The organism is Tepidiphilus succinatimandens (assembly GCF_006503695.1).
Taxonomy (GTDB): Bacteria; Pseudomonadota; Gammaproteobacteria; order Burkholderiales; family Rhodocyclaceae; genus Tepidiphilus; species Tepidiphilus succinatimandens.
Genome location: NZ_SBIK01000009.1, coordinates 22,301 through 46,835, shown reverse-complemented (window position 1 = coordinate 46,835; position 24,535 = coordinate 22,301). Strand labels below are relative to the sequence as shown.

The following is a 24,535-nucleotide window of genomic DNA, read 5'->3' as shown; positions in this document are numbered from 1 at the left end:
CAGAGGCTGGACAAGCACCTGCCCGGGCGATGGCCTTATCGTAGCATTGGGGCATTGCCGCGGTTCGGACGGGAAAATCTTCCGGAGGGAACATGAGGATCCTGCACACTGCCGACTGGCATCTCGGCCGCGTCTATCACGGCGTCTCACTCCTGGAAGACCAGGCGCACGTGCTCGATCAGCTGGTCGGGCTCGTGCGTTCGGAGCGCCCGGATGTGGTGCTGATCGCCGGCGACGTCTACGACCGCTCGGTCCCGCCGGCCGAGGCCGTTCGCCTGCTCGACGAGACGCTCACCCGGATCGTGGTGGGCGAGCGCACGCCCGTCCTGCTCATCGCCGGCAACCATGACAGTCCCGATCGGCTCGGCTTTGGTGCGCGTCTTCTGGCCGAAGCCGGGCTCACGGTCCGGGGGCTTGCGACCGCCGACGTCTCTCCCGTGCTGCTGCGAGACCGTTACGGCGAGGTCGCTTTCTATCCCTTGCCCTACGCCGAGCCCCCTTGGGTGCGTCAGTGTCTGGAGGACGAGTCGATCGCGGACCACCACGCGGCGATGCAGGTTCAGGTCGAGCGCATTCGACGGCTCCACGACCAGAGCCGCCGTTCGGTGCTCATCGCCCATGCGTTCGTGCAGGGCGGGACGGCGAGCGAATCCGAACGCCCGCTGTCGGTCGGAGGGACCGGCCTCGTCGGGGCGGAGGTCTTCGAGGGATTCCATTTCGTGGCGCTCGGCCACCTGCATCGCCCTCAGAGCCTGGCCGGTGGTCGCATCGACTATGCCGGTTCGCTCTTGAAATATTCCTTTGCCGAGGTCGGCCACGACAAGAGCGTTTCCCTGGTCGAGCTCGACGGGCAGGGCCGCGCGCGCATCGAACGACTGCGGCTCACGCCGCGTCGGGACCTGCGCATCCTCAGCGGCAGCCTGGACGAGATTCTGGCTGCCGCCGGAGACGATCCCGGCCGGGACGACTACGTCCTTGCCCGGCTCACGGATACGGGGGCGCTCCTCGATGCGATGGGAAAACTGCGCACGGCCTACCCCAATGCGCTTGCCATCGAGCGTCCGCAGTTTGCCGGAGCGGGAGCTGGGCTCGAAGCGGGCACCGACCATCGCAAAGTCGGCCTGGACGAGCTCTTCGAGGCTTTCTACCGTGAAATGACGGGGCGCGCGCTCGACGAATCCGCCCGGCGCTTGCTGCATGCCGAGATCGTCGCCCTGTCCCAGCAGGAACGGGAGGTGGCCCCATGAGACCGATTCGCCTGATCCTGAACGCCTTCGGTCCTTTCGCTCAACGCGAGGAGATCGACTTCACGCGCCTGCCGCCGGATGCGCTCTTTCTGATCCACGGCCCGACGGGGGCAGGAAAGACGTCGATCCTCGATGGCATCTGCTACGCGCTCTATGGCGAGACTTCCGGCAGCGAGCGCAGCGCCAAGGAGATGCGCAGCCATCATGCTGCGGACGATGCACTCACCGAGGTCGAGTTCGAGTTCGGACTGGGGCGCAGGCGCTATCGCGTCAAGCGTTCGCCCGAGCAGGAACGCGCTGCCTTGCGGGGCAAGAAGGATCAGCGGGTCAAGATCCCGGCCCGGGCCGAACTGCAGGTGTGGGACGGCGATGGCTGGAAGCCTCTCGTCAGCAAGGCGACGGAGGTCACGCAACGCCTCGTCGCGCTCCTCGGTTTCGAAGCCGACCAGTTCCGCCAGGTCATTCTGCTGCCGCAAGGGCAATTCCGCAAACTCTTGGCGGCCGACTCCAAGGAGCGGGAGCAGATTCTGGAGACGCTCTTCGCCACCGAAACCTGCAAGCGCTTGCAGGAACGGCTCAAAGCGGCGGCGAATGCTCTTGAGCGTCAGGCCGAAGAAGCCAAGGCACGAAAAAAGACGCTGCTCGAACAAGCCGGGGTGGAGTCAGAAGAAGCGCTCCGCGCCCGGATCGAGGAAGCGACGGCACAGCGCTCGAGCCTGGCGGAGGAAGAACGACGTCGCCGCGCTGAAGAGAAGGACGCCACCGCCGCGCTCGCGGCTGCTGAAGCTCTGGCGCGGCAATTCGAGGAGCGAGACCGCGCTCGCGCCGCCTTGGACGGGCTGAGCGCTGCTGCCGCCGCGATCGCAACCCGACGCCGCGAGCTGGATGTCGCTTCTCGGGCCCAGCTCGTCCTTGCGGCCCATGCGAACTTCGAGGACGCCGCTGCGCAACGGCAGCGGCTCGCCCAGCAGTTGGCGCAGGCCGAGGGCGAGGTCGAAGCCACCGCCCGCCAGCGCGAATCGGCCGAATCTCGGTTGCAGGAAGAACGCGCGCGAGCGCCCGAACGGGAACGGGCCATTCGCGAGCTCGAGCGGCTCGAAGGCTTGCGCGAGGCCGTGCGCACGTTCGACGAGGCGCGGCGGGAAGCAGAGAAGCTCTCCCGCTCGGCCGAAGCGGCAGAGGCCGAACTCGCGCGCCTGCAAGGAGAATCCAAAACCCTCACCGAGCAGCGTGCACGGCTGCAGCAGGCGATCGAGGCGGATACTCCCCTGGCTGGGCGGGTCGAGGCGCTGCGGCGCGATCTCGCCCAACAGGAACGACTCATCCGCTCGCTGCAGCAACTCGATCAGGCCAAAGCGGCCCTGGCCGCGCACCGCGACGAAGAAACCAAATGCCGCCAAGCCTTGGAGGCCGCGCAGACCGGGCGGGATGCCGCTCGGGTGCGTAAGGAGGATTTGGAAGCGCGCTGGCGCAGTGGCCAAGCCGCCGTGCTCGCCCTGCACCTGAGCGAAGGTGCTCCGTGTCCCGTTTGCGGCAGTCTGGAGCATCCTGCCCCGGCGACGGCGGGCGAGGCCGTGCCGAGCGAGGAAGAACTGAATGCGGCCGCCAAGGCCCTGCAGCAGGCCGAATCCGCCTTGGAAAGCGCTCGTGCCAAGCATCAGGCCGTTCTGGGTCGGATCGCAGGGGCCGAATCCGTAGTTTCAACCTTGGAGGCGGGACTGCCGCCCGATCCCCCCAGCCTCGAGCAGGCCAAAGCGCGCCTGGCCGACCTCGAACGTGACCTGGCAAGAGCGCTCGAAGCGACCAAACGGCTCGATGCAGCCAAGGCCGAGTTCCAAGCCTGCGAACAGCGTCTTGCCGCGCTCGGTCCTGCGCTGGAGCAGGCGCGCAGCCGCACCGAAACCTTCAAGATCCAAGCCGCGGCGGCTGCGGCCCAAGTCCGCGAACGTTCCGACCGAATTCCGGAACCTCTGCGCGACGTACGCACGCTCGAGCAGACGATCGACGCTGTCCGCAAGCAAGCGGATACGCTCGCCGCCCGGCTCAAAGCGGCCGAGGAAGCGCATCAGCAGGCGAGTACCGCGCACGCGGCTGCGGGTTCGAAGCGGCAGGAGCGCGCCGAAGCGCTCGATGCCGCCTCGGTGCGCCTCGACCAGTCCCACGCCGTCTTCCTCAAGGCCCTGCAGGAACAGGGTTTCGCGGACGAAGCCGCTTTCCGCGAGGCCATGCGTTTCCCCGAAGAAATTGCCGCCTTGCGCGCCGAGATCCAGTCCTACGACGAATCCGTGGCGGCAGCCAAGGAACGCCTGCAGCGCGCCGAAAACCAGGTCGCCGGAAAAACGCCACCGAATCTCGCCGCGCTCAAAGCCGCCCAGGAAGAGGTCCGGCGCACCGTCGAGCAGCTCGTTGCCCAGCAGCAGAGTCTCGAAGAGCGTATCGGGCAGGACCGCAGGACGTGCGAAGTGCTCGCGGCCATCGGGCAGGAGCTGGGGGAGATCGAGTCGCGCTACGAAGTGATGGGGCACCTCGCCGGCATCGCCAACGGGGACAATGGCAAGAAGCTCACCTTCCAGCGGTTCGTGCTCGCGGCACTGCTCGATGACGTGCTGCGTCAAGCCACCCTGCGCTTGCGCACCATGAGCCGCGGCCGCTACAGCCTGCAGCGGCGCGAGGACGTGGCCGATGCGCGCAGGGCCTCCGGCCTCGATCTCGAAGTCTTCGACGAATACACCGGTCGATCTCGGCCGGCCAGCACGCTCTCGGGCGGCGAGAGTTTCATGGCCGCCCTCTCGCTCGCGCTGGGGCTATCGGACGTGGTGCAAGCCTACGCGGGCGGCATCCAGCTCGACACCCTCTTCATCGACGAAGGCTTCGGCAGTCTCGACCCCGAGTCGCTCGACATGGCGATGAAAGCCTTGGGCGAGCTGCGGCAGAAGGGACGAATGGTCGGCATCATCTCCCACGTCGACGAGCTCAAACGCCAGATCGACGTCGGCATCGAGGTGATCCCGGGGAGAAGCGGCAGCCAAGTCCAGGTCGGAGCGGTAGGGTGATGTTGGGCAGTGGACGATGGTTTTTCGGATGGATTAGGCGTAACGCACCTCGACGCGCTCTACCCCCGGGATTGCGCGCAGGGCGGCGAGTAAGGTCTCCTGTGGGTGCACCCCCCAGGTAGGGGAGGGACGCAGCATTCCTTCGGTGCCGTCCAGGCGCAGGGTGAGCGCGAGCGGCAGCTTGCCACCGAGATGCGGACGCAGCGCGGCTTCCAGCTCGGCGGTGAATTCCGGCGTGGTGCGTTCGAGTGCCACGGTGAGGGCGACTGCCCGGGCGCGTTCTTCGCGCAGCTGCGCGAGCGTGGCGAAGCGCTCGGCCACCACCCGCAACCCCCCCGAGTAGTCGTCGGGGCTTACTTTCACCTCGGCGAAGAGCGGCTCGTCGAGCACGATGGCGTGGCGCCACGCCTCATAGACCTCGCTGTAGGCGAGCACCTCGACCTGGGCCGTGCCGTCGTCGAACTCGACGAAAGCCATCTTGCCGCGGTTGCCCATCTTGGTGCGCAGGGCGGTGACTACCCCGGCGATCCACACCGGGTCCCAGCCGGGTTCGAGGCTGGCGAGCGGCCTCGACACCAGACGGCGCACTTCCTCGGCCCAGGCGTGGAAGGGGTGCCCCGAGAGGAAGAATCCGAGGGCGCTCTTCTCTTCCTTGAGCCGTTCGCGCTCGGTCCAGGGGCGCACGGCGGCAAAGGCCGGCTGCATCGCTTCGGCCTGGGGGAGATCGTCGAAGAGTCCCGCCTGCAGGACGTTCGCCTGCGCCTGCTCGGCCGCTTCCAGCGCGAGCCCGACGGTGGCGAGCAGCTGCGCCCGGTCGCGTCCGGCATGTCCCGGCAGGGTGTCCAGCGCCCCGGCGCGCACCAGGGCTTCGAGCACGCGGCGATTGACCGCTCGCCGGTCGATGCGTGCGCACAGCTCGAAGAGATCACGGAAGGGGCCGTTGCGCTCACGCTCGGCGACGATGGCTTCGGCCGCCGGCCGGCCCACCCCCTTGATCGCGCCCAGACCGTAGCGGATGGTGCCCGAGTCGACCGGTTCGAAACGGTAGGCGGAGGCGTTGACGTCCGGCGGCAGGATCTCGAGGCCGTTGGCGCGCGCGTCTTCGACGAAGATCTTGACGCTGTCGGTGTCGTCCATGTCGGAGGACAGCGTCGCGGCCATGAAGGCGGCGCAGTGGTGCGCTTTCAGCCAGGCGGTCTGGTAGGTGACCACGGCGTAGGCGGCGGTGTGTGACTTGTTGAATCCGTACTCGGCGAATTTCTCCATCAGGTCGAAGAGGCGCATGGCGAGCGCCTCGTCGTAGCCTTTCTTGCGCGCCCCCTCGCGGAAGATCTCGCGGTGCTTGGCCATCTCCTCGGGCTTTTTCTTGCCCATCGCCCGGCGCAGCAGGTCGGCCCCGCCCAAGGTGTAGCCGCCGATGATCTGCGAGATCTGCATCACCTGCTCTTGATAGACGATGACGCCGTAGGTGGGTTCGAGGCAGGGCTTGAGGTCGTCGTGGAAATAGTCGATGGCCTGCTCGCCTTTCTTCCTCAGGATGAAGTCGTCGACCATGCCCGAGCCCAGGGGGCCGGGGCGGTAGAGGGCGAGCACGGCGATGATGTCTTCGAAGCGGTCGGGCTGGAGCTTCTTGAGGAGCTTCTTCATCCCCTCCGATTCGAGCTGGAAGACGGCGGTGGTGTTCGCCTCTTTCAGAATCTGGTAGGTGGCCGGATCCTCGTAGCCCAGGGTTTCGAGTTTGGGGCGACTGCCGGTGAGTCGCTCGACGTAGTCGAGGGCGAGGTCGATGATGGTGAGGTTGCGCAGCCCCAGGAAGTCGAATTTCACCAGACCGATCGCTTCCACGTCGTCCTTGTCGAACTGCGACACGGGCACGGCGTCCTCGCCGTCGGCCAGATACAGGGGACAATAGTCGGTGAGCTTGCCCGGGGCGATGAGCACGCCGCCGGCGTGCATGCCCACGTTGCGCGCCAGTCCCTCGAGCGGGCGGGCGAGCTGCCACAGCTGCTGGATCGCCTCGCCGTCGTTGGCGTCTTCCATCAGCTCGCGCAGCTGCGGTTCGAGCTCGAGCGCCTTGTCGAGCGACACCGGTTTGACACCCTCGAGCGGGATGAGCTTGGAGAGGCGGTCGCACAGGCCATAGGGCAAGTCGAGTACGCGCCCCACGTCGCGCACCACGGCTTTGGAGGCCATGGTGCCGAAGGTGGCGATCTGGCTCACCGCGTCGTGCCCATAACGATCGCGCACGTACTCGATCACTCGGTAGCGCCGATCCTGGCAGAAGTCGACGTCGAAGTCGGGCATGGATACCCGCTCGGGGTTGAGGAAGCGCTCGAAGAGGAGCGCATAGCGCAGGGGGTCGAGGTCGGTGATGCGTAGGCTGTAGGCGACGAGCGAGCCTGCGCCCGAACCGCGTCCCGGGCCGACGGGCACGCCGTTTTCCTTGGCCCAGTTGATGAAGTCGGCCACGATGAGGAAGTAGCCGGAAAAGCCCATCTGGACGATGGTTCCGGTCTCGAAGGCGAGCCGCTCTTCGTAGCGCGGGCGCTGGCGTTCGCGCTCGGCCTCGATCGGGTAGAGTTCGCGCAGACGCACTTCCAGCCCTTCCTTGGCGCGCTCGACGAGGTAGTCGTCCAGCGTCACGCCCGGTGGCGTGGGGAAGGGCGGCAGGAAATTCTTGCCCAGCGTGATGGAGAGCGAGGCGCGCCGCGCGATCTCGCCGGCGTTCTCCAACGCCTCGGGCAGGTCGGCGAAGCGCTCGGCCATCTCGGCGCGGCTGAGGAAGTACTGCTCGGCGGTAAAGGGCTTGGGGCGCCGGGGGTCGGCGAGCACCGTGCCCTGGGCGATGCACACGCGCGCCTCGTGCGCCTCGAAATCCTCTGGGCGCATGAATTGGATGGGGTGCGTGGCCACCACCGGCAACCCCAGGCGGGCGGCGAGCCCGACTGCGGCTTCCACGTAGAGCTCGGTGTCTGGCTGCCCGGCGCGCTGCAGCTCGAGGTAGAAGGCGTCGGGGAAGACCTCGGCCCAGCGCCGCGCCGCCGTTTCGGCTTCCTCTTCTTTTTGGGCGAGCAGCAAGCGCCCCGGTTCGCCCTCCATCGCCCCGGAGAGGGCGATGAGGCCGCTGCAGGATTCCCGTTCGAGCCAAGCCGGGTGGATCTCGGCGCGGCCGCGGTACTGGTTCTCGAGATAGGCGCGACTGAGGAGCTCGCACAGTTGGCGATAGCCTTCGCGGTGGCGGGCAATGAGCAGCATCCGCCAGGGGTGGGCGCGGTCCTCTTCGTTGCTGATCCAGACGTCCACGCCGATCACCGGCTTGATGCCCTTGGCGCGCGCGGCCTTGTAGAACTTGACCATGCCGAAGAGGTTCATCGCATCCGAGATGCCCAGGGCGGGCATGCCGTCGGCGGCGGCCGCGGCGACGGCATCCGTGAGGGTGCAGATGCCGTCGGTGAGCGAGTATTCCGAGTGCAGGCGCAGATGGACGTAGGGCGTCATCAGGGCAGCAGAAGGGTGGCGCCGATGGTGCGGCGCGATTCGAGCGCGCGGTGGGCCTCGGCCGCCTGGCTGAGCGGAAAACGCTGGCCGATTTTGACGTCGAGCCAGCCTTGACGGATCGCCGCGAAGAGCTCTTCGGCCATGGCGAGCAGATCCTCGCGCCGGGCGATGTAGGTGAAGAGCGTCGGGCGCGTGAGGAAGAGCGAACCCTTCTGCGCGAGAAGCCCGATGTCGAAAGGCTCGACCTTGCCCGAGGCGTTGCCGAAGGAGACCATCAGCCCCAGGGGGCGGAGCGAATCGAGCGAGCCGAGGAAGGTGGCGCGGCCCACCGAGTCGTAGACCACGTCGACGCCTCGTCCGTTGGTGAGCGCACGGGTGCGCTCGGTGAAATTCTCCCGCGTATAGACGATGACGTGATCGGCGCCGTGCGCGCGCACGAGTTCGGCTTTTTCATCGTTGCCTGCGGTGGCGATCACCGTGGCGCCGAGCTGTTTGGCCCATTGCACGAGCAGCAGTCCCACACCGCCGGCAGCGGCGTGGATGAGCACCGTGTCGCCCGGCTGCACGCGGTGGGTGCGGCGTACCAAACACTGCGCCGTCAGGCCTTTCAGCATCACCGCGGCGGCGGTCTCAAAGGAAATGTCGTCGGGCAGGCGCACGGCGCGCTCGGCCGGGAAGTTGCGTACTTCGCTGTAGGCGCCTACGGGTGAGAGAGCCCCGCCGCAGTAGGCGACGCGATCGCCCGGGCGAAATTCGGTCACGCCAGGGCCGACGGCCTCGACCACGCCGGCCCCTTCCTGACCCAACCCCGACGGGAGGGCGACGGGATAGAGGCCGGTGCGGTGGTAGGTGTCGATGAAATTCACCCCGATCGCCTGGTGGCGGATGCGGAGTTCGCCCGGACCGGGATCGGGCAGATCTACCGTCTCCCAGCGCAGGACTTCGGGGCCGCCGTGGGCGGAGAAACGGATCGCGTGCGTCAGCATGGCCTTGCTTCCCCGGTCATTGCGCTTTGAGTTTGTTGCGCAGCTCGAGCGCGTCGACCACCGATACGGCCGTCATGTTGACCAGGCGACGCACCGTCGAGGAGGGCGTGAGGATCTGCACCGGCATGGCCGCGCCCAGCAGCATGGGGCCGACGGTGACCCCGTCGCCATTGGCCACTTTCATCAGGTTGAAGGCGATGTTCGCCGCGTCCAGATTGGGCATCACCAGGAGGTTCGCTTCGCCTTCGAGCGTGCTTGCCGGAATCAGGCGCTGGCGGATGCCCGGGTCGAGCGCCGAGTCACCGTGCATCTCGCCGTCCATGTTGAGCTGCGGGCACAAGGCGCGCAGGATGTCGCGCGCCTGGCGCATCTTGCGCGCGGAGGGGGTGTCGGCCGAGCCGAAGTTGGAGTGCGACAGCAGCGCCACGGCGGGTTCATAGCCGAAGCGGGTGAGCTCGACGGCGGCCATGCGGGCGATTTCGGCCACGTCTTCGGCGCAGGGGTCGTAGTTGACGTAGGTGTCGGTGATGGCCAAAGTGCGCTTGGGCAGCATGAGGATGTTCATCGCCGCGAAGAGGCGCGCGTCCGGGGCCAGGCCGATGACGTCGCGCACGTGCTGCAGGTGGGAATGGTAGGTGCCGAAGGTGCCGCACACGAGCGCATCGGCGTAGCCGTTCTTGAGCAGCATGCAGCCGATGAGGGTCGTGTCGCTCATCATGCGCACCTTGGCGATTTCGGGCGTCACCCCCTTGCGGCACATGAGTTCGAGGTATTGCTGCCACAATTCCTTGTAGCGCGGGTCGGATTCGGGGTTGACGACGTCAAAGTCGCGCTCGGGCACGAGGTTGAGCCCCAGGCGCTTGATGCGCATCTCGATCACCGCGGGGCGGCCGATGAGGACGGGGCGGGCGAGCTTCTCGTCGATCACGGCGCGCGCAGCGTGCAGCACCCGTTCGTCTTCCCCTTCGGCGTAGAGCACGCGTTTGTGCTCGGGCGGGACGCTTTTCGCCACCGAGAACACCGTTTTCATCACCACGCCAGAGTGGTAGACGAAGTTCTGTAGCGTGGTGCGGTAGGCGTCGAAATCCTCGATCGGCCGCGTGGCTACGCCCGATTCCATGGCAGCCTTGGCCACCGCCGGGGCGATGCGCACGATGAGGCGCGGATCGAAGGGTTTGGGGATGAGATAGTCCGGTCCGAAAGTGAGGGCGGCTTCCCCATAGGCTCCCGCGAGCATGTCGCTCTGCTCGGCGCGCGCGAGATCGGCGATGGCGTGCACGCAGGCGAGCTTCATCTCTTCCGTGATGGTGGTGGCGCCCACGTCGAGTGCGCCGCGGAAGATGAAGGGAAAGCACAGGACGTTATTGACCTGGTTGGGATAGTCGGAGCGTCCCGTGGCGATGATCGCGTCGGGTCGCACGGCCTTGGCGACTTCCGGCATGATTTCGGGAATGGGGTTGGCGAGCGCGAAGATGAGGGGGTCGCGCGCCATCTTGGCCACCATCTCCGGCTTGAGCACGCCCGCCGAGGAGAGCCCGAGGAAGACGTCGGCGCCGTCGATTACCTCGGCGAGCGTGCGCGCGTCGGTGACCTGGGCATAGCGCGCCTTGTTCGGTTCCATGTCCGGCTCGCGCCCGACGCGGATCACGCCGCGCGAATCGCACACATAGACGTTCTCGCGCTTGAGCCCCAGGCGCACCATCAGGTCGAGGCAGGCGATCGCGGCAGCCCCCGCGCCCGAGCACACGAGCTTGACTTCGTCGATCTTCTTGCCCACGACCATCAGCCCATTGATGAGCGCCGCGGAGGAGATGATGGCGGTGCCGTGCTGGTCATCGTGGAAGACCGGGATCTTCATGCGCTCGCGCAGCTTCTTCTCGATGTAGAAGCACTCGGGCGCCTTGATGTCTTCGAGGTTGACGCCGCCCAGCGTCGGCTCCATGGCGGCGACGATGTCGATGATTCGATCGGGGTCTTTCTCGTCGAGCTCGATGTCGAAGACGTCGATGCCGGCAAATTTCTTGAAGAGGCAGCCCTTGCCTTCCATCACGGGTTTGGCGGCGAGCGGCCCGATGTTGCCCAGCCCCAGCACCGCCGTGCCGTTGGTGATGACGGCCACGAGGTTGCCGCGCGAAGTGTATTCCCGCGCGGTGAGGGGGTCGCGCACGATTTCCTCGCAGGCGGCCGCGACGCCAGGGGAATAGGCCAGCGACAGGTCGCGCTGGTTGCTCAGGCTCTTGGTGGGCACCACCGAGATCTTGCCGGGGGTGGGGTGGCGGTGGTAGTAGAGCGCGGCGTCGCGGAAGGTTTTGTCCATGGGAAGCTCTCCAGAACGGTTGGATGCGTGCGCCCGCCCTCGGTCGCACGTCGAAACGGGGGTCTATCCATCAGGTGGGAAGTATACCGCGGGGTGAGCTTCAGGTGTCGGCGACGAAGACGCGGTTCTTGCCGGCGCGCTTGGCGTGGTACATCGCCTGGTCGGCGCGATCGAAGGCGCTCTCCCACGTGTCTTCGGGGCGGACGTCGGCGACGCCGGCGCTGAAGGTGACGACGCGATGGCGATCGTCCTGGAAGAAGATCTCGCGCGTGAGGATGCGCTGCAGCCGGCGCAGGATCTCGGCAGAGGTCTCGGCGCTCGCGCCCGGCAAGAGGACGACGAATTCTTCCCCGCCGTAGCGGCCGATGACGTCTTGTTCGCGCAAGTGCTTTCGGGCGATCTTGGCGAGGAATTTGAGGGAATCGTCGCCGGCCTGGTGGCCGAAGAGGTCGTTGATGCGCTTGAAGTCGTCGAGATCGATCACGCCCAGCGTGAGCGAAGGGATGCCCCCCTGACGTAGTGCCTCGATCGCCCGGGAAAAGGCGGCTTCCAGGCCGTTTCGGTTATAAAGGCCGGTGAGAGGGTCGCGCACGAGTTGCTCGTTGAGCGCCTGCAGCTGCGCTTCCAGTGCGCGCACCTTGGCATCGGCATCCTCGGCTTCGCGGCGGGTGCGTTCGAGCGCTTCGCGCGCCTGGCGGGTGGTCTCGCTCATGTGGCGCGTCGCCTGCAGCAGGGTGCGGAGCTCGCCCGCGACGGAGGCGAGATCGTTGGCCTGTTCGATGGCCACGGCCGCCTGCTGCAGTTGGGACTGGTACTGCTCGGTCTCCCGGCTCATCTGCCCCAGCTGGGAGAGGAAATCGGCCAGCAGGCGTTTGAGTTCGGCCTCGGCTGCGCGCTTGCGCTCGAGGGTGCACTGCAAAGGGTCGAGCAGGGCGTCGAGCCGTTCCTGCAGTAGGCGCACCACCTGAGGCGTGAGGTCCGTGGCCGGCTGGAGGAGTTCGTGGCGCAGACGGCCTAACTCGGCTCGAATGCCGTCGTTGTCGCCGCCGACGAGCTCGAGCGCGTGCATGGTATGGGCGAGCAGCTCGAGCAGCGCTCCCGTGAGGGCGGCCGTGTCGATCTCTGGAGCAGCAGCCGGGGAGGAGGACGTTTCTCCGGGCGGCTGGCGCAGTCCGGCGATGAAGCGCTCGAGCCGCCGTGGGAGCCAACGACTCTGTCCCTCCTCGAGAATCGTCTCCAAGGCATGGAGCTTGCGCTCCGGCGTCCATCCAGGGGCGGCGTGCTCCCAGGCGTCGATCAGCCGGCGGATCAGGGGGGCCCACGAAACCGCCGTTTCGTGGGCTGGAGGCAGGGCGAGCAAGGCTTCTTCGACGTCAGCCAGAGCCTGTGCCGTCTCATTGCGCTTGAGGTGATCCCTTGCGCGCGCGAGTGCGGCGCAGGTCCGCTCTCCAGTGCGGGGGAGTTTGGCCACGACCAGCTCGAGCAAGCGCACGAGCCGCGGTGGTAGCAGCTCCGGTTCCCCGGCGAGTTCGCAATAGATGCGGGTGTAGTTCTCTGGGGTGGGCGGCTGCTGCAGCTGCGCCAGGCGCAGGAGGGTTTCTTTGGCGAGATCGACGGGAGAGGAAGGCATCGTTCGTGAGAGGCAAGCGCCGGCAGGGATGTCAGTGTATCACTGCGGCCGCTAGCGCGCCTCAATCCAGTGCCGGCGCTCGGGGCCATGCGGAGGCGCCGTTAGGCGAATTGGGGTGCGAAGCGGCGGCATTGCTCGGCTGCGAGGACACGCGGTGATTGGACGCAAGACCTTGGCTGCCTGCGAGTGATCATCGCCACCCGAACATCATCTGCTGCGCGAAGCGCGCTTTGAGCGGCAGGCAGGCATCGAGTGCGAAGAGGGCAGCGCCGCGTGCGAGCGGGATCAAACCTTCTCGAGGCAGGAATCCGCGTGCGAAGCCGTCGGTGAGGCCGATGGTGAGCCGCCGGTCGGGGGTGCGGCGCCGGGCGTAGCGCTCGAGCGTCCAGGCGCTGCCGGGGTCGTCGGCCTCGCGCAGCAGTTCCACCAGCGTGCCGACGTCGCGGGCGGCGAGGTTGAAGCCCTGGCCTGCCACCGGGTGCAGGGTCTGGGCCGCGTTGCCCAGCCACACGGTACGCTCGGCCACCGGCCGGCGGCGCCAGCGCAGCACCAGGGGATAGGCGGCGCGGCCGTGGATCCCGCCCAGCCGCCAGCGGTTGCCGAAGGCGCGCTCGAGGCGCTCGAGATAGGCCGCATCGGGCAGGGCAGCGGCCTGTCCGGCCTCGCCGTGCGGCAGCACATGGACAAAGGTCCACTGACCGTGATCGGGCAGGAGCGCCGCTGGTCCTTGCGGCGTGAAGCGTTCGACGGCGCTCTCCGGCGCGAGCCCCTCGGCGTGCACCCAGCCGATGAGGGCGCTCTGGCCGTAGTCGTGCGAGACGACGTCCGGCGTCTCGCCAGACAATCGCCCCTCGGCGCGGGCACAGAGCCGGGCGAGGAAGACGCCTCTGGGCGTGCCGAGGGCGATGCGCTCGCCCTGGACTTCGCTCGTCTCGACTGGCGTCCCGTCCAGCAGCGGGATGCCGCGTGTCTGTGCCGCCTCGATCAGCGCCGCGATGAGATCGGCCGCGCGCACGACCGTACCGAAGAAAGGCACTCCCAGCGTTTTCGCGTCCAGCCGCACGCGGCCGAAACCGTGCTGCGAGACGTGAATGGTGCGAATCGGCGTGGCCGGCAGCAGCCGGGCGAGCCCCAGCCGCTCGAACTGGCGCCAGGTGCCCAGCGACAGCGCCAGCACCCGAGCATCGTCGGCAAGGCGCGTGCGCGGGCGGGCGTCGAACACCACGGTGTCTCGGCCGAGTTCATGCAGCCACAGGGCGAGCGTCAGCCCGACGGGGCCGGCGCCGACGATGGCCACGTCATGATCGGATGAGCGCGGGGCAATCGCCTGCGGATGCTCTCCTGGCTCTCGAAACGAGGATGCGCCTGGATTCTGGAGGTTCATCGTGCGTCACTCCCGCCGTGCTGCATCAGCGCTTCGATCGCCTCGGCCGCGACGGGCACGTCGCGCGTGAGGAGCCGGCACCCCTTCTCGGTCACGAGGGCGTCGTCTTCGATGCGGATACCGAGGTTCCAGAAATCGCGCGGCACGTCGTCGGCCTCGGGCACGTAGAGCCCCGGCTCGACTGTGAGCACCATGCCGGGTACGAGCGTCACCGGCTGGCCGTTCTCATGGGTGGGGCCGGCGTCGTGCACGTCCAGCCCCAGCCAGTGACCGGTGCGATGCATGTAGAAGCGCTTGTAGGTCTGTCGTTCGAGCGCCTCGTCGAGCGAACCGGAGAGGAGCCCCAAGTCGAGCAGCCCTTGAGTGAGTACGCGCACCGCGGCCTGATGGGGGTCGTCGAAGGTGGCGCCGGGGCGGATCGTGGCGATCGCCGCTTCCTGCGCCGCGAGCACGAGGTCGTAGAGCAGGCGCTGCGGCGGACGGAAGCGCCCGTCGACGGGGAAGGTGCGGGTGATGTCGGAAGCGTAGCCGTCGTATTCACAGCCTGCGTCGATGAGCACCAGTTCGCCTGCCTGTAGCCGCGCGCGGTTGTCGGTGTAGTGCAGGATGCAGGCGTTGGCGCCGCCGGCGACGATGGAGGGGTAGGAGGGGCCTTGGGCGCCGTGGCGGCGGAATTCGGCGATGAGCTCCGCTTCCAGCGCGTATTCGTGCAGTCCTGGCCGGCAGACACGCATGGCGCGGCGGTGGGCATGAGCGGCGATCGTCGCACTGCGCTGCATCAGCTCGAGCTCGAAGGCGTCCTTGACGCGGCGCATGCGGGCGATGAGCGCGCGGGCGTCGTGTAGCGTGTCTGGCGCTGGCGGGCCGAGCCGGGCCTTGGTGCGCAGGGCCGCCAGCAGGCGGCGCAGCCGGGCGTCGATCTCCTCGTTCTCCGCGAGCGGCAGCCACAGCGCCGGAGCTCCGGCGAGGAGTTCCGGCAGTTTCGCGTCGAGCTCGGCAAGCGGAAACGCCGCTTCCAGCCCCAACGCCTGGGGTACGGCGGCTACCCCCAGACGGCGGCCTTCCCACAGTTCCTTTTCCGGATCGCGGTCGCGGCAAAAGAGCACGCTGCGCGGCGATTCATGGGTGCGAAGCAGCAGCCAGGCATCCGGCTCGAGGTAGCCGGTGAGATAGTAGAAGTCGCTGTCGAAACGGTAGGGGTAGGCGGTGCCGCCGTTGCGGATGCGCTCAGGGGCGGTGGGCAGTAGCAGCGCCCCGCCGCCGGCGGCCTCGAGCTGTGTCAGCAGGCTCGCGCGGCGTTTGGCGAAGGCGCTCAGGTCTTCGTGGTAACGGCCGACGGGAAAATCCGGATTCATGCCTTCTCCTCGTTCGCCGCCGACAGTTGGCGGCGCAATGCTTCCAGGCGCTCGGGGGTGCCAACGTCGACCCACGGGCCGTCGTGGCGCTCGCCGCTCACCTTGCCCGCGCGCATCGCCGCGCGCAAGAGCGGCGCCATTGGCGTGCGCACCCCAGCCGGCAGGGGCCGAAAAAGCTCGGCGCGGTAAAAACCGATGCCGGCGAAGGTGAGTGCAGTGCCGCGCGCCTCCTGCGCATCAGGATACACCATCGCATCCTCCCCCAGGGCGAAGTCTCCCTGGGGACGGTGCGCCGGATTGGGGACGAGCAGCAGGTGCGCCAGGAACCCGGATTCGAGCCGCTGCCGGGCACGGCGCACGAAGGCGGCCACGTCGAGCGGGCAGTAGACGTCGGCATTGACGACGAGAAACGACTCGGCATCGAGCAGGGGCAGCGCCTGGCGCACGCCTCCGGCCGTCTCCAGGCCGGGTGCCGGCTCCGGGCTGAAGAGAAGTTCCATCGTGCTTCTTTGCCGCTGCCCCAGGTGGGCGACGATGCGCTCGCCGAGCCAGCAGGGATTGACCACGGCGCGGCTGCAACCGGCCTCGGCGAGCCGCTCGAGCCAGTGGTCGATGAGCGCCTTGCCGCCCACCTCCACGAGTGGCTTGGGGCAGGTATCGGTGAGCGGGCGCAGGCGCTCGCCGCGTCCGGCGGCGAGTACCATGGCCGCGAAACCCTCAGAATGTGTAGCCAACGGCCAGTTCCTCGGGATGCAACCGTTCGAGGAGCCGGCGCAAGGGGGCGAGTTCCCCGTAGCGGCGGCTCGTGAGCAGCAGATGACGGCGCACGCGCGGCAGGTCTTCGAGGTAGCGCGTCTTGCCGTCGCGATGCGCGAGTCGCGCGAAGATGCCCAGCACTTTCAGGTGGCGCTGCACGCCCATCCATTCGTAATCGGTGTAGAAGGCCTCGAACTCGGCGTGGATCGGCAGCCCCAGGCGCTTGGCCACCTGCCAGTAGCGTACCAGCAGGTCGAGCGCGAATTCCTCGGGCAGATCGACGTAGGCGTCCTTGAAGAGCGAGACCGCGTCGTAGGTGACGGGACCCCAGACCGCGTCCTGGAAATCGAGCACGCCCGGACCGCGGCCATCGTCGAGCAGCATCAGGTTGCGGCCGTGGTAGTCGCGATGCACGAAGACCCGCGGTTGCGCGAGCGCCCGCGCGACCAACGCCTCGAAGAGCCGTTCGAGCATCGCTTCTTCGCTCGGCGCGAGGGTCACGCCCAGGTGGCGGCGCAGGTACCATTCGGGGAAGAGCCGCAGCTCGGCGAGCAGTTTTTCCCGGTCGTATTCCGGCAGCCAATCCGGGCGCGTCAGGGCTTGCATCGCCGCGAGCACCCCCAGAGCCTGGGCGTAGCGCTCGTGGGCGGATTCTGGGGAAACGTTGCCGGCGTAGGGGAGATCGCCGAAATCCTCCATCAGCACGAATCCTTCGGCCGCGTCGACCGATTCGAGGCGCGGCACGGTGATGCCGGCCCCGTACAACAGACGCTGTACGGCGAGCCAGGGGGCGAGCGGCTCCTTGTCGGGCGGGGCGTCCATGACGATGCGCGTGCCGCCGTCGGGCAGGACGACGCGCCAGTAGCGGCGGAAACTGGCGTCGGCGCTCGCCGGACGGGGTTCGGCGGCGATGCCCAGATCGGCCAGCCAGTGACACAGGCGCGCGAATCGATCCATGAGGAAGAGTTCCTTGCGGTACAATGGCGGACGATTTTAACAAAGCCGAGGCTGCACGCCCGTGACTTCCGGGGAGTAGGATTTTGCGTGACGGGGAAAATTTCGCCTTGCTCGCCTGGGCAGCGGTATTCTTGGCCTGGAGCCTACCCTGCGCCAAGGCGGTCGCTCAGCCCTTGCCGCCCTTGCCCGTGAAACCGGAGCTCCTCGGCCTGCCGCCGGCGCCCAAGCCTGCGCCTGCGCCCTCCGCCTCGCCCGCCACATCGCCTTCCGGCGCTACGGTCACCGTCGTTCCTTCGCCTGCGGGAGGAAGCGCCCAGCCTTTGCCTCCGGCCGGCGCACCCCAAGCCGTTCCCTCTGCACGGCAGCAAGCGACTCCATCCGCAGCCGAGCCGGCGCAAGCGCCGGCCGCCGCTTCGCCAGCTGCCCCTGCTGCGGCTTCAACCCAGGCGCCAGCGGGAACGGTTCCGGCTCCTTCGCCCCCTGCCGGGCCAAGAGTGGCTCAACCGCAGGAACCCCCCCGTATCCGCCTCTCCACCGACACGGCAAGCGGCGTCGAGATCCCCCTCCTGCCCCAGGGAACGATCGTCGAGGCCGACGAGATCCGCGGCGAGCGGGGCGCCGCCGTCGAAGCCGTGGGCAACGCCATCCTCGTGCGCGACAACATCCGCATTCAGGGCGATCGCCTGCGCTTCGACGAGCTCACCGACGAGGCGAGCGGCGAGGGGAATCTTTTCATCCAGGACACGGCCAAGGGCTTTCAGGTCGAAGGACCTCGCGGCCGACTCTACGTCACCGCCAAGGAAGGCGAGATCGAGCAGCCGGTCTATCGCTACGACCCGCCGGAGAACGTCAAGGAGCAGAGCCGCGCGGGCCACGGTGCCGGCGAGAAACTCTTCTTCGAAGGAGAGAACCGCTACCGCCTGCTCAATGGCACCTGGACGAGCTGCGCGGCGCCCGACCCGGCCTGGTACGTGAGGGCCGACGAGCTCAAGCTCGACTACGACCGCAACCAGGCCCAGGCGCGAAACATGGCGCTGGTGTTCCACGGCGCGACGATCCTAGCTGCACCTTATGCGGAATTTCCGTTGGGGCGGGAGCGCAAGTCCGGTTTCCTCACCCCCAGCGTCGGCATGTCGACCAATTCTGGCTTCGACGTGGCCGTGCCGTACTATTTCAACCTCGCGCCCAACTACGACGCAACCTTGACCACGAGGGCGATCGCGCGGCGCGGCCTCCAGCTGGGGGGCGAATACCGCTACCTCACGCCTTCCTACCAAGGGCAGATTCGCGCCGAGGTCTTGCCCGATGACCGCGAGGCCGAACGCAACCGGGCGCTCGCCTCATTTCAACACCAGCAAAGCCTCGGCCCGGAATGGTCCTATGGGCTGGATTTCAACCGTGTCAGCGACAAAGACTATTTCAACGATCTGAGCAACCGCATCGAGCTTTCCTCCACCGCCCATCTCGTGCAGCAGGGGGTGCTGAACTATCAGAATTCCTCGGGCTGGGGCGGGTCTTTGCTGATGCAGCAGTATCAGACGATCGACCGGGAGGTGAGCGAACCCTACCGGCGCCTGCCGGAGTTTTCCTTGTGGCACCAGCCCGTCGAATTGCCGGGTGGGCTCGAGTTCAAGCTGCGCACGCTCTACACCCAGTTCCGTCACGACGACGCCGGCCAGCGCGGCGATTACGGCATGAACTGGGTCGATGGCGACCGAGCCGTGCTCAACCCTTCCATCTCTTTGCCCATATATCGTAGCTGGTGGCATTTCGAACCGAGCCTGCAGTGGCACTACACGAGCTATGACCTGGATCAGCCGGCCCTGGGGGGGGGGCGCACGTCCATCGATCGCAGCGTTCCGATCGCCTCGCTCGACATGGGGCTCGCCTTCGAGCGCGACGCGAGCTTCTTCGGCCGTGACTGGCTCCAGACCCTGGAGCCGCGCATCTACTACGTGAAAACCCCCTATCGCCGCCAGGATGACATCCCGCTCTTCGACACGGCGCGCTTCGGCTACGGTTTTGCCCAGATTTTTTATCCGAACCGCTACGTGGGCGACGACCGCATCTCCGATGCCGACCAGGTCACGGTGGCGGCGACCACCCGTCTCCTGGAATCGGACACCGGCTGGGAACGCCTGCGGCTCACGCTGGGTCAACGCTATTATTTCGAGACGCCGGAGGTGCTCATGCCCGACGAGAGCCCCATCGTCGACCGGCGCACCGATGTCCTTGGCGAGGCCGATGTGCATCTCACCCGCCGGATGCAGTTCAAATCGTTCTGGCAATACAACCCCAGCGAAGACCTGACGCAGCGCTTCAACGCCGGGGTGCGTTATCAGGCCGGATTCGCGCGGGTGCTCAATCTCGACTACCGTTATACGCGCGATCTGCTCGAAGACGTGGGAATCGGGGCGCAGTGGCCGCTTGCCCGTGGCTGGGTTGGCGTGGGGCGCCTGAGCCGCTCGATTCTCGAAGAGCGCCTCACCGAGGCCATCCTCGGCCTCGAGTACGATGGCGGCTGCTGGGTGCTGCGAACCGTCTTCCACCGCTACGCCTTGTCGGAGAACGACAACAACACCGCCTTTTTCGTGCAGCTCGAGCTCACGGGCCTGGGGAGCCTCGGCTCGAGCCCCGAGACGCTGCTGCGCCGCTCGGTGCCGGGTTACGGCAAGATCTCGCCTACCGCCACCAGCACCCTGTTCGGATCCGCAGGAGGAATGTGATGGCAGTGAAACGACGCTCGCTTCCGCTGCTCGGGGCGGTTTTTCGCTCTGCGCTATTGCTGCTCGCGCTGTGGGCAGGATCTACCGCTGCCGCCGAGCTCACTCGGGTCGTGGCCGTGGTCAATAACGAACCGATCACTTCCACCGAGCTGCAGCAGTACATGGTGCGTGCCAAGCGGCAAGTGGCCAAGCAAGGGGTGCAGATCCCCGAGGACGAGCTGCGCCAGCAGGTGCTCGAACAGATGATTTTGGAGAAACTGCAGCTGCAGGTGGCCAAGCGCATGGGGATCACCGTCGACGATACGGCCATCGATCGCACCATCGAGGACATCGCCCGGCGCAACAATATGACGCTCGATGCCCTCAAACAGGCGCTCGCCGCCGACGGCATCACCTTCGAGCAGTTCCGCGAGCAGATTCGCCGCGAGATGACCATTGCCCGCCTGCGCGACCGCGAAATGGAAGGGCGGGTGACGGTGTCCGATGCCGAGGTCGACCACTTCCTCGCCAACAACCCCGACGTGATGCGCCGCATCGAAGCGGAAGCCGGCAACGTGACGCAGACCCACGTGCGCCACATCCTGGCCCGTACCAACCAGACCACCAACGACGAGGCAGCCAAGGCCAAATTGCTGGCGCTGCGCGAGCGCATCGTCAATGGCGTCGATTTCGCCGAGCTCGCCAAGGCCAACTCCGACGACGGCTCCGCCTTCAAGGGCGGTGATCTCGGCTGGATCAACCCCGGCGATACCGTTCCTCAATTCGAAGAAGCGATGAACCGGCTCGCTCCGGGTGAGATTTCCCAGCCGGTGAAAACCCCCTTTGGCTGGCACCTGATCCAGGTGCTGGAACGCCGTCCGCTCACCGCCTCCGAGGACTACCGCCGCAACTACGCCCGGCAGTTGCTGCGCCGGCAAAAGATGGAGCAGGCCTATAATGCCTGGTTGCAGACGATCCGGGCCGAGGCCTTCGTCGAGATCCGCCGCGATGCGCTGGAGGCGAAATGAAACCGATCGCCATCACCACCGGTGAGCCCGCCGGAGTAGGGCCCGAGCTCTGCGCCCGGCTCGCCGACCGTCTGTGGCCTGCGCCGCTCGTGCTGATCGGCGACCGGAAGTTGCTGCGCGAGCGCGGCGTGTCGTCGTTGCCCGAGTTCGATCCGGCTGATCCCGCACCCTTGTCGATACGCCATGTGCCGCTGCGCGCGCCTTCCATCCCCGGCCGGCTCGAACCGGCCAACGCGCCTTACGTGCTCGAAGTGCTCGATACGGCCATCGACGGCGTGCTCGGCGGCCTTTTCAGCGCCATCGTTACCGCACCAATCCAGAAAAGCCTCATCGCCGACGCGGGTCACCCCTTTACGGGACACACCGAGTATCTCGCCGAGCGCAGCGGCACTCCGCTCGTGGTGATGATGCTGGTGGGCGCGGGGCTGCGCGTGGCGCTGGTCACCACCCATCTGCCGCTCGCCGAAGTGCCTGCCGCGGTTACGCCGCAGCGGCTCGAAGCCGTGCTGCGCATCCTCGATCGGGATCTGCGCCGACGTTTCGGTATCCCGCAGCCGCGCATCCTGGTGGCCGGCCTTAATCCGCACGCCGGCGAGAGCGGCCACATCGGGCGCGAAGAGCGCGAGGTCATCACCCCGGTGCTCGAGCGCCTGCGTGCCGAGGGCATGACCCTGATCGGCCCTCTGCCCGCCGATACGCTCTTCACCCCCCGCGTCATCGCCGGCAGCGACGCGCAGCTCACCATGTACCACGACCAGGGCCTGCCGGTGCTCAAATACGCCAGTTTTGGCAACGGGGTCAATGTCACCCTGGGCCTGCCCTTCATCCGCACCTCGGTCGATCACGGCACGGCGCTCGATCTGGCCGGAACCGGGCGCGCCGATCCAGGCAGCCTCTTCGAAGCGGTCACGCTCGCCTGCCTGCTCGCTTCCGTCGAGGAGCGCCTTGCTGCCCAAGGAGAAAGCGGTACGTGAGCGCCGAAGTACAAGGCCACCGGGCGCGCAAGCGCTTCGGACAGAATTTCCTGCGCGATCCCAACATCATCCGGCGCATCGTCGCCGCCATCGACCCGAAACCCGGCGAGCATCTGGTCGAGATCGGCCCCGGACTCGGCGCGCTCACCGAGCCGCTCATCAATGCTGCCGGCCATCTCACGGCCATCGAACTCGACCGTGATCTCGCCGTCCGCTTGCGGGAGCGTTTTCCCGAGGAGCGGCTGCGGCTCATCGAGGGCGACGCCCTGCGCTTCGATTTCGCTACCTTGCCGGCGCCGCTGCGCGTGGTGGGAAACCTGCCTTATAACGTGTCGACGCCGCTCCTCTTCCATCTCGCTGGGTACGCCGATCGCATAAAAGACATGACTTTCATGCTGCAAAAGGAGGTAGTCGAGCGCATGGCGGCCGAGCCGGGCAGCGCCGCCTACGGGCGATTGTCGGTGATGCTGCAACTGCGCTTTGCCGTGCGCAAGTGTTTCGACGTGCCGCCGGGCGCGTTCGTGCCGGTGCCGAAAGTGACTTCCAGCATCGTGCGCCTCACCCCGTTGCCTCGAGGCAGGTACGAGGTGGACGACTTCCCCACGTTTGCGCGCGTAGTGGCCGCAGCATTCAACCAGCGGCGCAAGACGCTACGCAATGCCTTGAAAGCGCTGGCGTCGGCCGAGATTTTTTCCCGTACCGGCATCGATGCGTGTCTGCGCGCCGAGATGCTGTCCGTGGCCGATTTCGTGCGGCTGGCCAATGCGCTCTCGCGCGAGAAGCCAGAGACATCCGCCGACTGAGCTTCGACGGATGTCTCCTCAACTCAGGAGGCCTGACCGGAGCCGGATTCCTTCTTCTGGCAAGTGTTGACGCCGATCAGGGTATACAGCGGGCACCAGTTGAGCAGCCCCGTAGCCAGCGGCAGCACGCCGATCCACGTCCACGGCGTACCGATACCCATCAAAGCGAGGACGATCAGCACCACCCCGACGACGATGCGCGCGATTTTATCGATGCCGCCGACGTTTCGTTTCATTTCCATCTCGCTTCTCCTGTGCTTCCTGTGCTTCCAGTAAACCCGCGTATCATCATAGATCACTTCGGCGGATTTTGGAGTTTCCGGTCATGGATTTTTTGCTACTCATCGTGCTGGCCACAGCCGTCGGCGCTGCTTTGTCCTTCTTGGGGGCGCGTCTGGCGCTCTCGGCCCAGCGGGCGAGTTTCGAGCGCGAGCTCGCCCAGCGCCAGGAGGCCGAGCTGCGCCTGCAGAGCGAATTGCGCCAGCGCATCGAAGCGATCGAAGGAGAGCGCCGCGCGCTGCACGAGGAGGTGGCGCAGCTGCGCGGCGAGCTCGCGCATCGCGCCGGGCTCGAAGAGCGGCTCGCCGAGGCCAAGCAGCGCCTTGCGGAGGTACAGGACCGCTGGCAGCAGACACTGGAAGAAAACCGGAGTCTGGCCGAACGGCAGGCGGCTCTGGCCCAGGAGCTGGAAGCCGAGCGCCGGGCGGCAGCAGAGAAACTGCGCTTGCTCGAAGACGCGCGCCAGCAGCTCACCGAGCAGTTCAAGAATCTGGCCAACGACATCCTCGAAGAGAAATCTCGCCGCTTCACCGAGCAGAACCAGAACGAATTGGGTGCCTTGCTCGAACCGCTCAAGCTGCGTCTGACCGAATTCCAGCGCAAGGTCGAAGAGGCCTACGTCACCGAAGGAAAGGATCGCACCGCGCTCGCCGAGCAGGTGCGACAGCTCATGGCGCTCAACCAAACCCTGAGCCGTGAAGCGCGGCAGCTCACCGAAGCCCTCAAGGGCTCGAGCAAGACCCAAGGCACCTGGGGAGAGCTCGTGCTCGAGCGGGTGCTCGAAGCTTCGGGGCTGCGCCGCGGCGAAGAGTACGAGGTGCAGGTCGCCCACACCGACGGCGAAGGGCGGCGCCTGCAACCCGACGTCGTCATTCGCCTGCCCGAGGGGCGCCACCTCGTCATCGACGCCAAGGTCTCGCTCAACGCCTACGAAGCCTACGTCGCCGCCGAGAACGACGGCGAGCGTCAAGGTGCGCTCAAGCGCCATCTCGACTCGGTGCGCACCCACATGAAAGGGCTGTCGCAGAAGCGCTACGAGCAGCTCTATGGGGTCTCCTCGCTCGACTTCGTGCTGCTCTTCGTGCCGATCGAACCGGCCTTCATGCTCGCCGTCACGCATGACAAAGAGCTCTTCATGGACGCCTGGCAGCGTAACGTGCTGCTGGTGAGCCCCTCGACCCTGCTCTTCGTCGTGCGTACGGTCGCGCATCTGTGGCGCCAGGAGCAGCAGAATCGCAATGCCCAGGAGATCGCCAAACGCGGCGCCGAGCTCTACGACAAACTCGCCGGCTTCGTCACCGACTTGCAAGCGCTCGGGCAGCGCCTGGAGCAGGCACGCAGCGAGTACGACAAAGCGATGGCAAAGCTCGTCGCCGGCAGGGGAAACCTGCTGCACCGGGCCGAGTCGCTCAAGGCTCTGGGAGTCAAGCCAGGGAAGAATCTACCGCTCGGCCTGCTCGGCGAGGATCCCGAAGCAGACGGCCCATTGGCGGAGACGGCGGAGGAGCCGAGGAGGTAGAAAAACCCCCGGACGGGGCCGGGGGTGAAAGGGATTGCCTTGTA

16 protein-coding genes are annotated in these 24,535 nt (G+C 67.0%); 7 read left to right on the top strand and 9 right to left on the bottom strand.

What is annotated here, in order from left to right:
* Positions 1-92 precede the first annotated feature (92 nt).
* On the top strand, positions 93-1,247 hold the full coding sequence (locus EPD82_RS06805; RefSeq protein ID WP_141056216.1) for an exonuclease SbcCD subunit D: 1,155 nt from the start codon (positions 93-95) through the stop codon (positions 1,245-1,247).
* Positions 1,244-4,300 (top strand): AAA family ATPase, encoded by a 3,057-nt coding sequence (locus EPD82_RS06800; RefSeq protein ID WP_141056215.1) that lies wholly within the window; start codon positions 1,244-1,246, stop codon positions 4,298-4,300. The genes EPD82_RS06805 and EPD82_RS06800 overlap by 4 nt, the downstream gene beginning before the upstream one ends.
* Before the next feature lie 33 nt (positions 4,301-4,333).
* Here EPD82_RS06800 and dnaE read toward each other — a convergent pair whose 3' ends face one another.
* The 8 genes from dnaE to EPD82_RS06760 form a co-directional block, all read right to left on the bottom strand.
* Positions 4,334-7,798, bottom strand: a complete 3,465-nt coding sequence (gene dnaE / locus EPD82_RS06795) for a DNA polymerase III subunit alpha (RefSeq protein ID WP_141056214.1) — start codon at positions 7,796-7,798, stop codon at positions 4,334-4,336.
* Entirely contained in the window at positions 7,798-8,781 is a 984-nt protein-coding gene (locus EPD82_RS06790) for a quinone oxidoreductase family protein (protein WP_141056249.1), read from the bottom strand. The genes dnaE and EPD82_RS06790 overlap by 1 nt, the downstream gene beginning before the upstream one ends.
* 19 nt (positions 8,782-8,800) lie before the next feature.
* Positions 8,801-11,101 (bottom strand): NADP-dependent malic enzyme, encoded by a 2,301-nt coding sequence (locus EPD82_RS06785; RefSeq protein WP_141056213.1) that lies wholly within the window; start codon positions 11,099-11,101, stop codon positions 8,801-8,803.
* 100 nt (positions 11,102-11,201) lie between these two features.
* Entirely contained in the window at positions 11,202-12,731 is a 1,530-nt protein-coding gene (locus EPD82_RS06780) for a GGDEF domain-containing protein (RefSeq protein ID WP_141056212.1), read from the bottom strand.
* 190 nt (positions 12,732-12,921) lie between these two features.
* Positions 12,922-14,028 carry an FAD-dependent monooxygenase gene (locus EPD82_RS06775; protein WP_206202227.1) on the bottom strand — a complete coding sequence of 369 codons (1,107 nt, stop codon included), beginning with the start codon at positions 14,026-14,028 and terminating at the stop codon, positions 12,922-12,924.
* 83 nt (positions 14,029-14,111) lie between these two features.
* Positions 14,112-15,470, bottom strand: coding sequence for an aminopeptidase P N-terminal domain-containing protein (locus EPD82_RS06770; protein ID WP_141056210.1), 1,359 nt, complete (start codon positions 15,468-15,470; stop codon positions 14,112-14,114).
* Positions 15,467-16,174, bottom strand: a complete 708-nt coding sequence (gene murU, locus EPD82_RS06765; protein WP_141056248.1) for an N-acetylmuramate alpha-1-phosphate uridylyltransferase MurU — start codon at positions 16,172-16,174, stop codon at positions 15,467-15,469. The genes EPD82_RS06770 and murU overlap by 4 nt, the downstream gene beginning before the upstream one ends.
* Positions 16,175-16,187: 13 nt before the next feature.
* Positions 16,188-17,183: an aminoglycoside phosphotransferase family protein gene (locus EPD82_RS06760; protein WP_141056209.1), complete on the bottom strand. Its 996-nt coding sequence runs from the start codon at positions 17,181-17,183 to the stop codon at positions 16,188-16,190.
* 83 nt (positions 17,184-17,266) lie between these two features.
* Here EPD82_RS06760 and EPD82_RS12260 point away from each other — a divergent pair, with 83 nt between their 5' ends.
* From EPD82_RS12260 to rsmA, 4 genes are read left to right on the top strand one after another with little or no spacing between them, the layout of a single operon-like run.
* Entirely contained in the window at positions 17,267-19,909 is a 2,643-nt protein-coding gene (locus EPD82_RS12260) for an LPS-assembly protein LptD (protein ID WP_141056208.1), read from the top strand.
* Positions 19,909-20,916: a peptidylprolyl isomerase gene (locus EPD82_RS06750; protein ID WP_141056207.1), complete on the top strand. Its 1,008-nt coding sequence runs from the start codon at positions 19,909-19,911 to the stop codon at positions 20,914-20,916. Before EPD82_RS12260 ends, EPD82_RS06750 begins: the two co-directional genes overlap by 1 nt.
* Positions 20,913-21,890, top strand: coding sequence for a 4-hydroxythreonine-4-phosphate dehydrogenase PdxA (gene pdxA / locus EPD82_RS06745; RefSeq protein WP_141056206.1), 978 nt, complete (start codon positions 20,913-20,915; stop codon positions 21,888-21,890). The genes EPD82_RS06750 and pdxA overlap by 4 nt, the downstream gene beginning before the upstream one ends.
* Positions 21,887-22,693: a 16S rRNA (adenine(1518)-N(6)/adenine(1519)-N(6))-dimethyltransferase RsmA gene (gene rsmA / locus EPD82_RS06740; protein ID WP_141056205.1), complete on the top strand. Its 807-nt coding sequence runs from the start codon at positions 21,887-21,889 to the stop codon at positions 22,691-22,693. The genes pdxA and rsmA overlap by 4 nt, the downstream gene beginning before the upstream one ends.
* A 23-nt stretch (positions 22,694-22,716) precedes the next feature.
* Here rsmA and EPD82_RS06735 read toward each other — a convergent pair whose 3' ends face one another.
* Positions 22,717-22,929: a YgaP family membrane protein gene (locus tag EPD82_RS06735; protein ID WP_055422975.1), complete on the bottom strand. Its 213-nt coding sequence runs from the start codon at positions 22,927-22,929 to the stop codon at positions 22,717-22,719.
* 89 nt (positions 22,930-23,018) lie between these two features.
* Between EPD82_RS06735 and EPD82_RS06730 the strand changes: the two genes are divergently transcribed.
* Positions 23,019-24,491 carry a DNA recombination protein RmuC gene (locus EPD82_RS06730; RefSeq protein WP_141056204.1) on the top strand — a complete coding sequence of 491 codons (1,473 nt, stop codon included), beginning with the start codon at positions 23,019-23,021 and terminating at the stop codon, positions 24,489-24,491.
* The last annotated feature ends 44 nt before the right edge of the window (positions 24,492-24,535 follow it).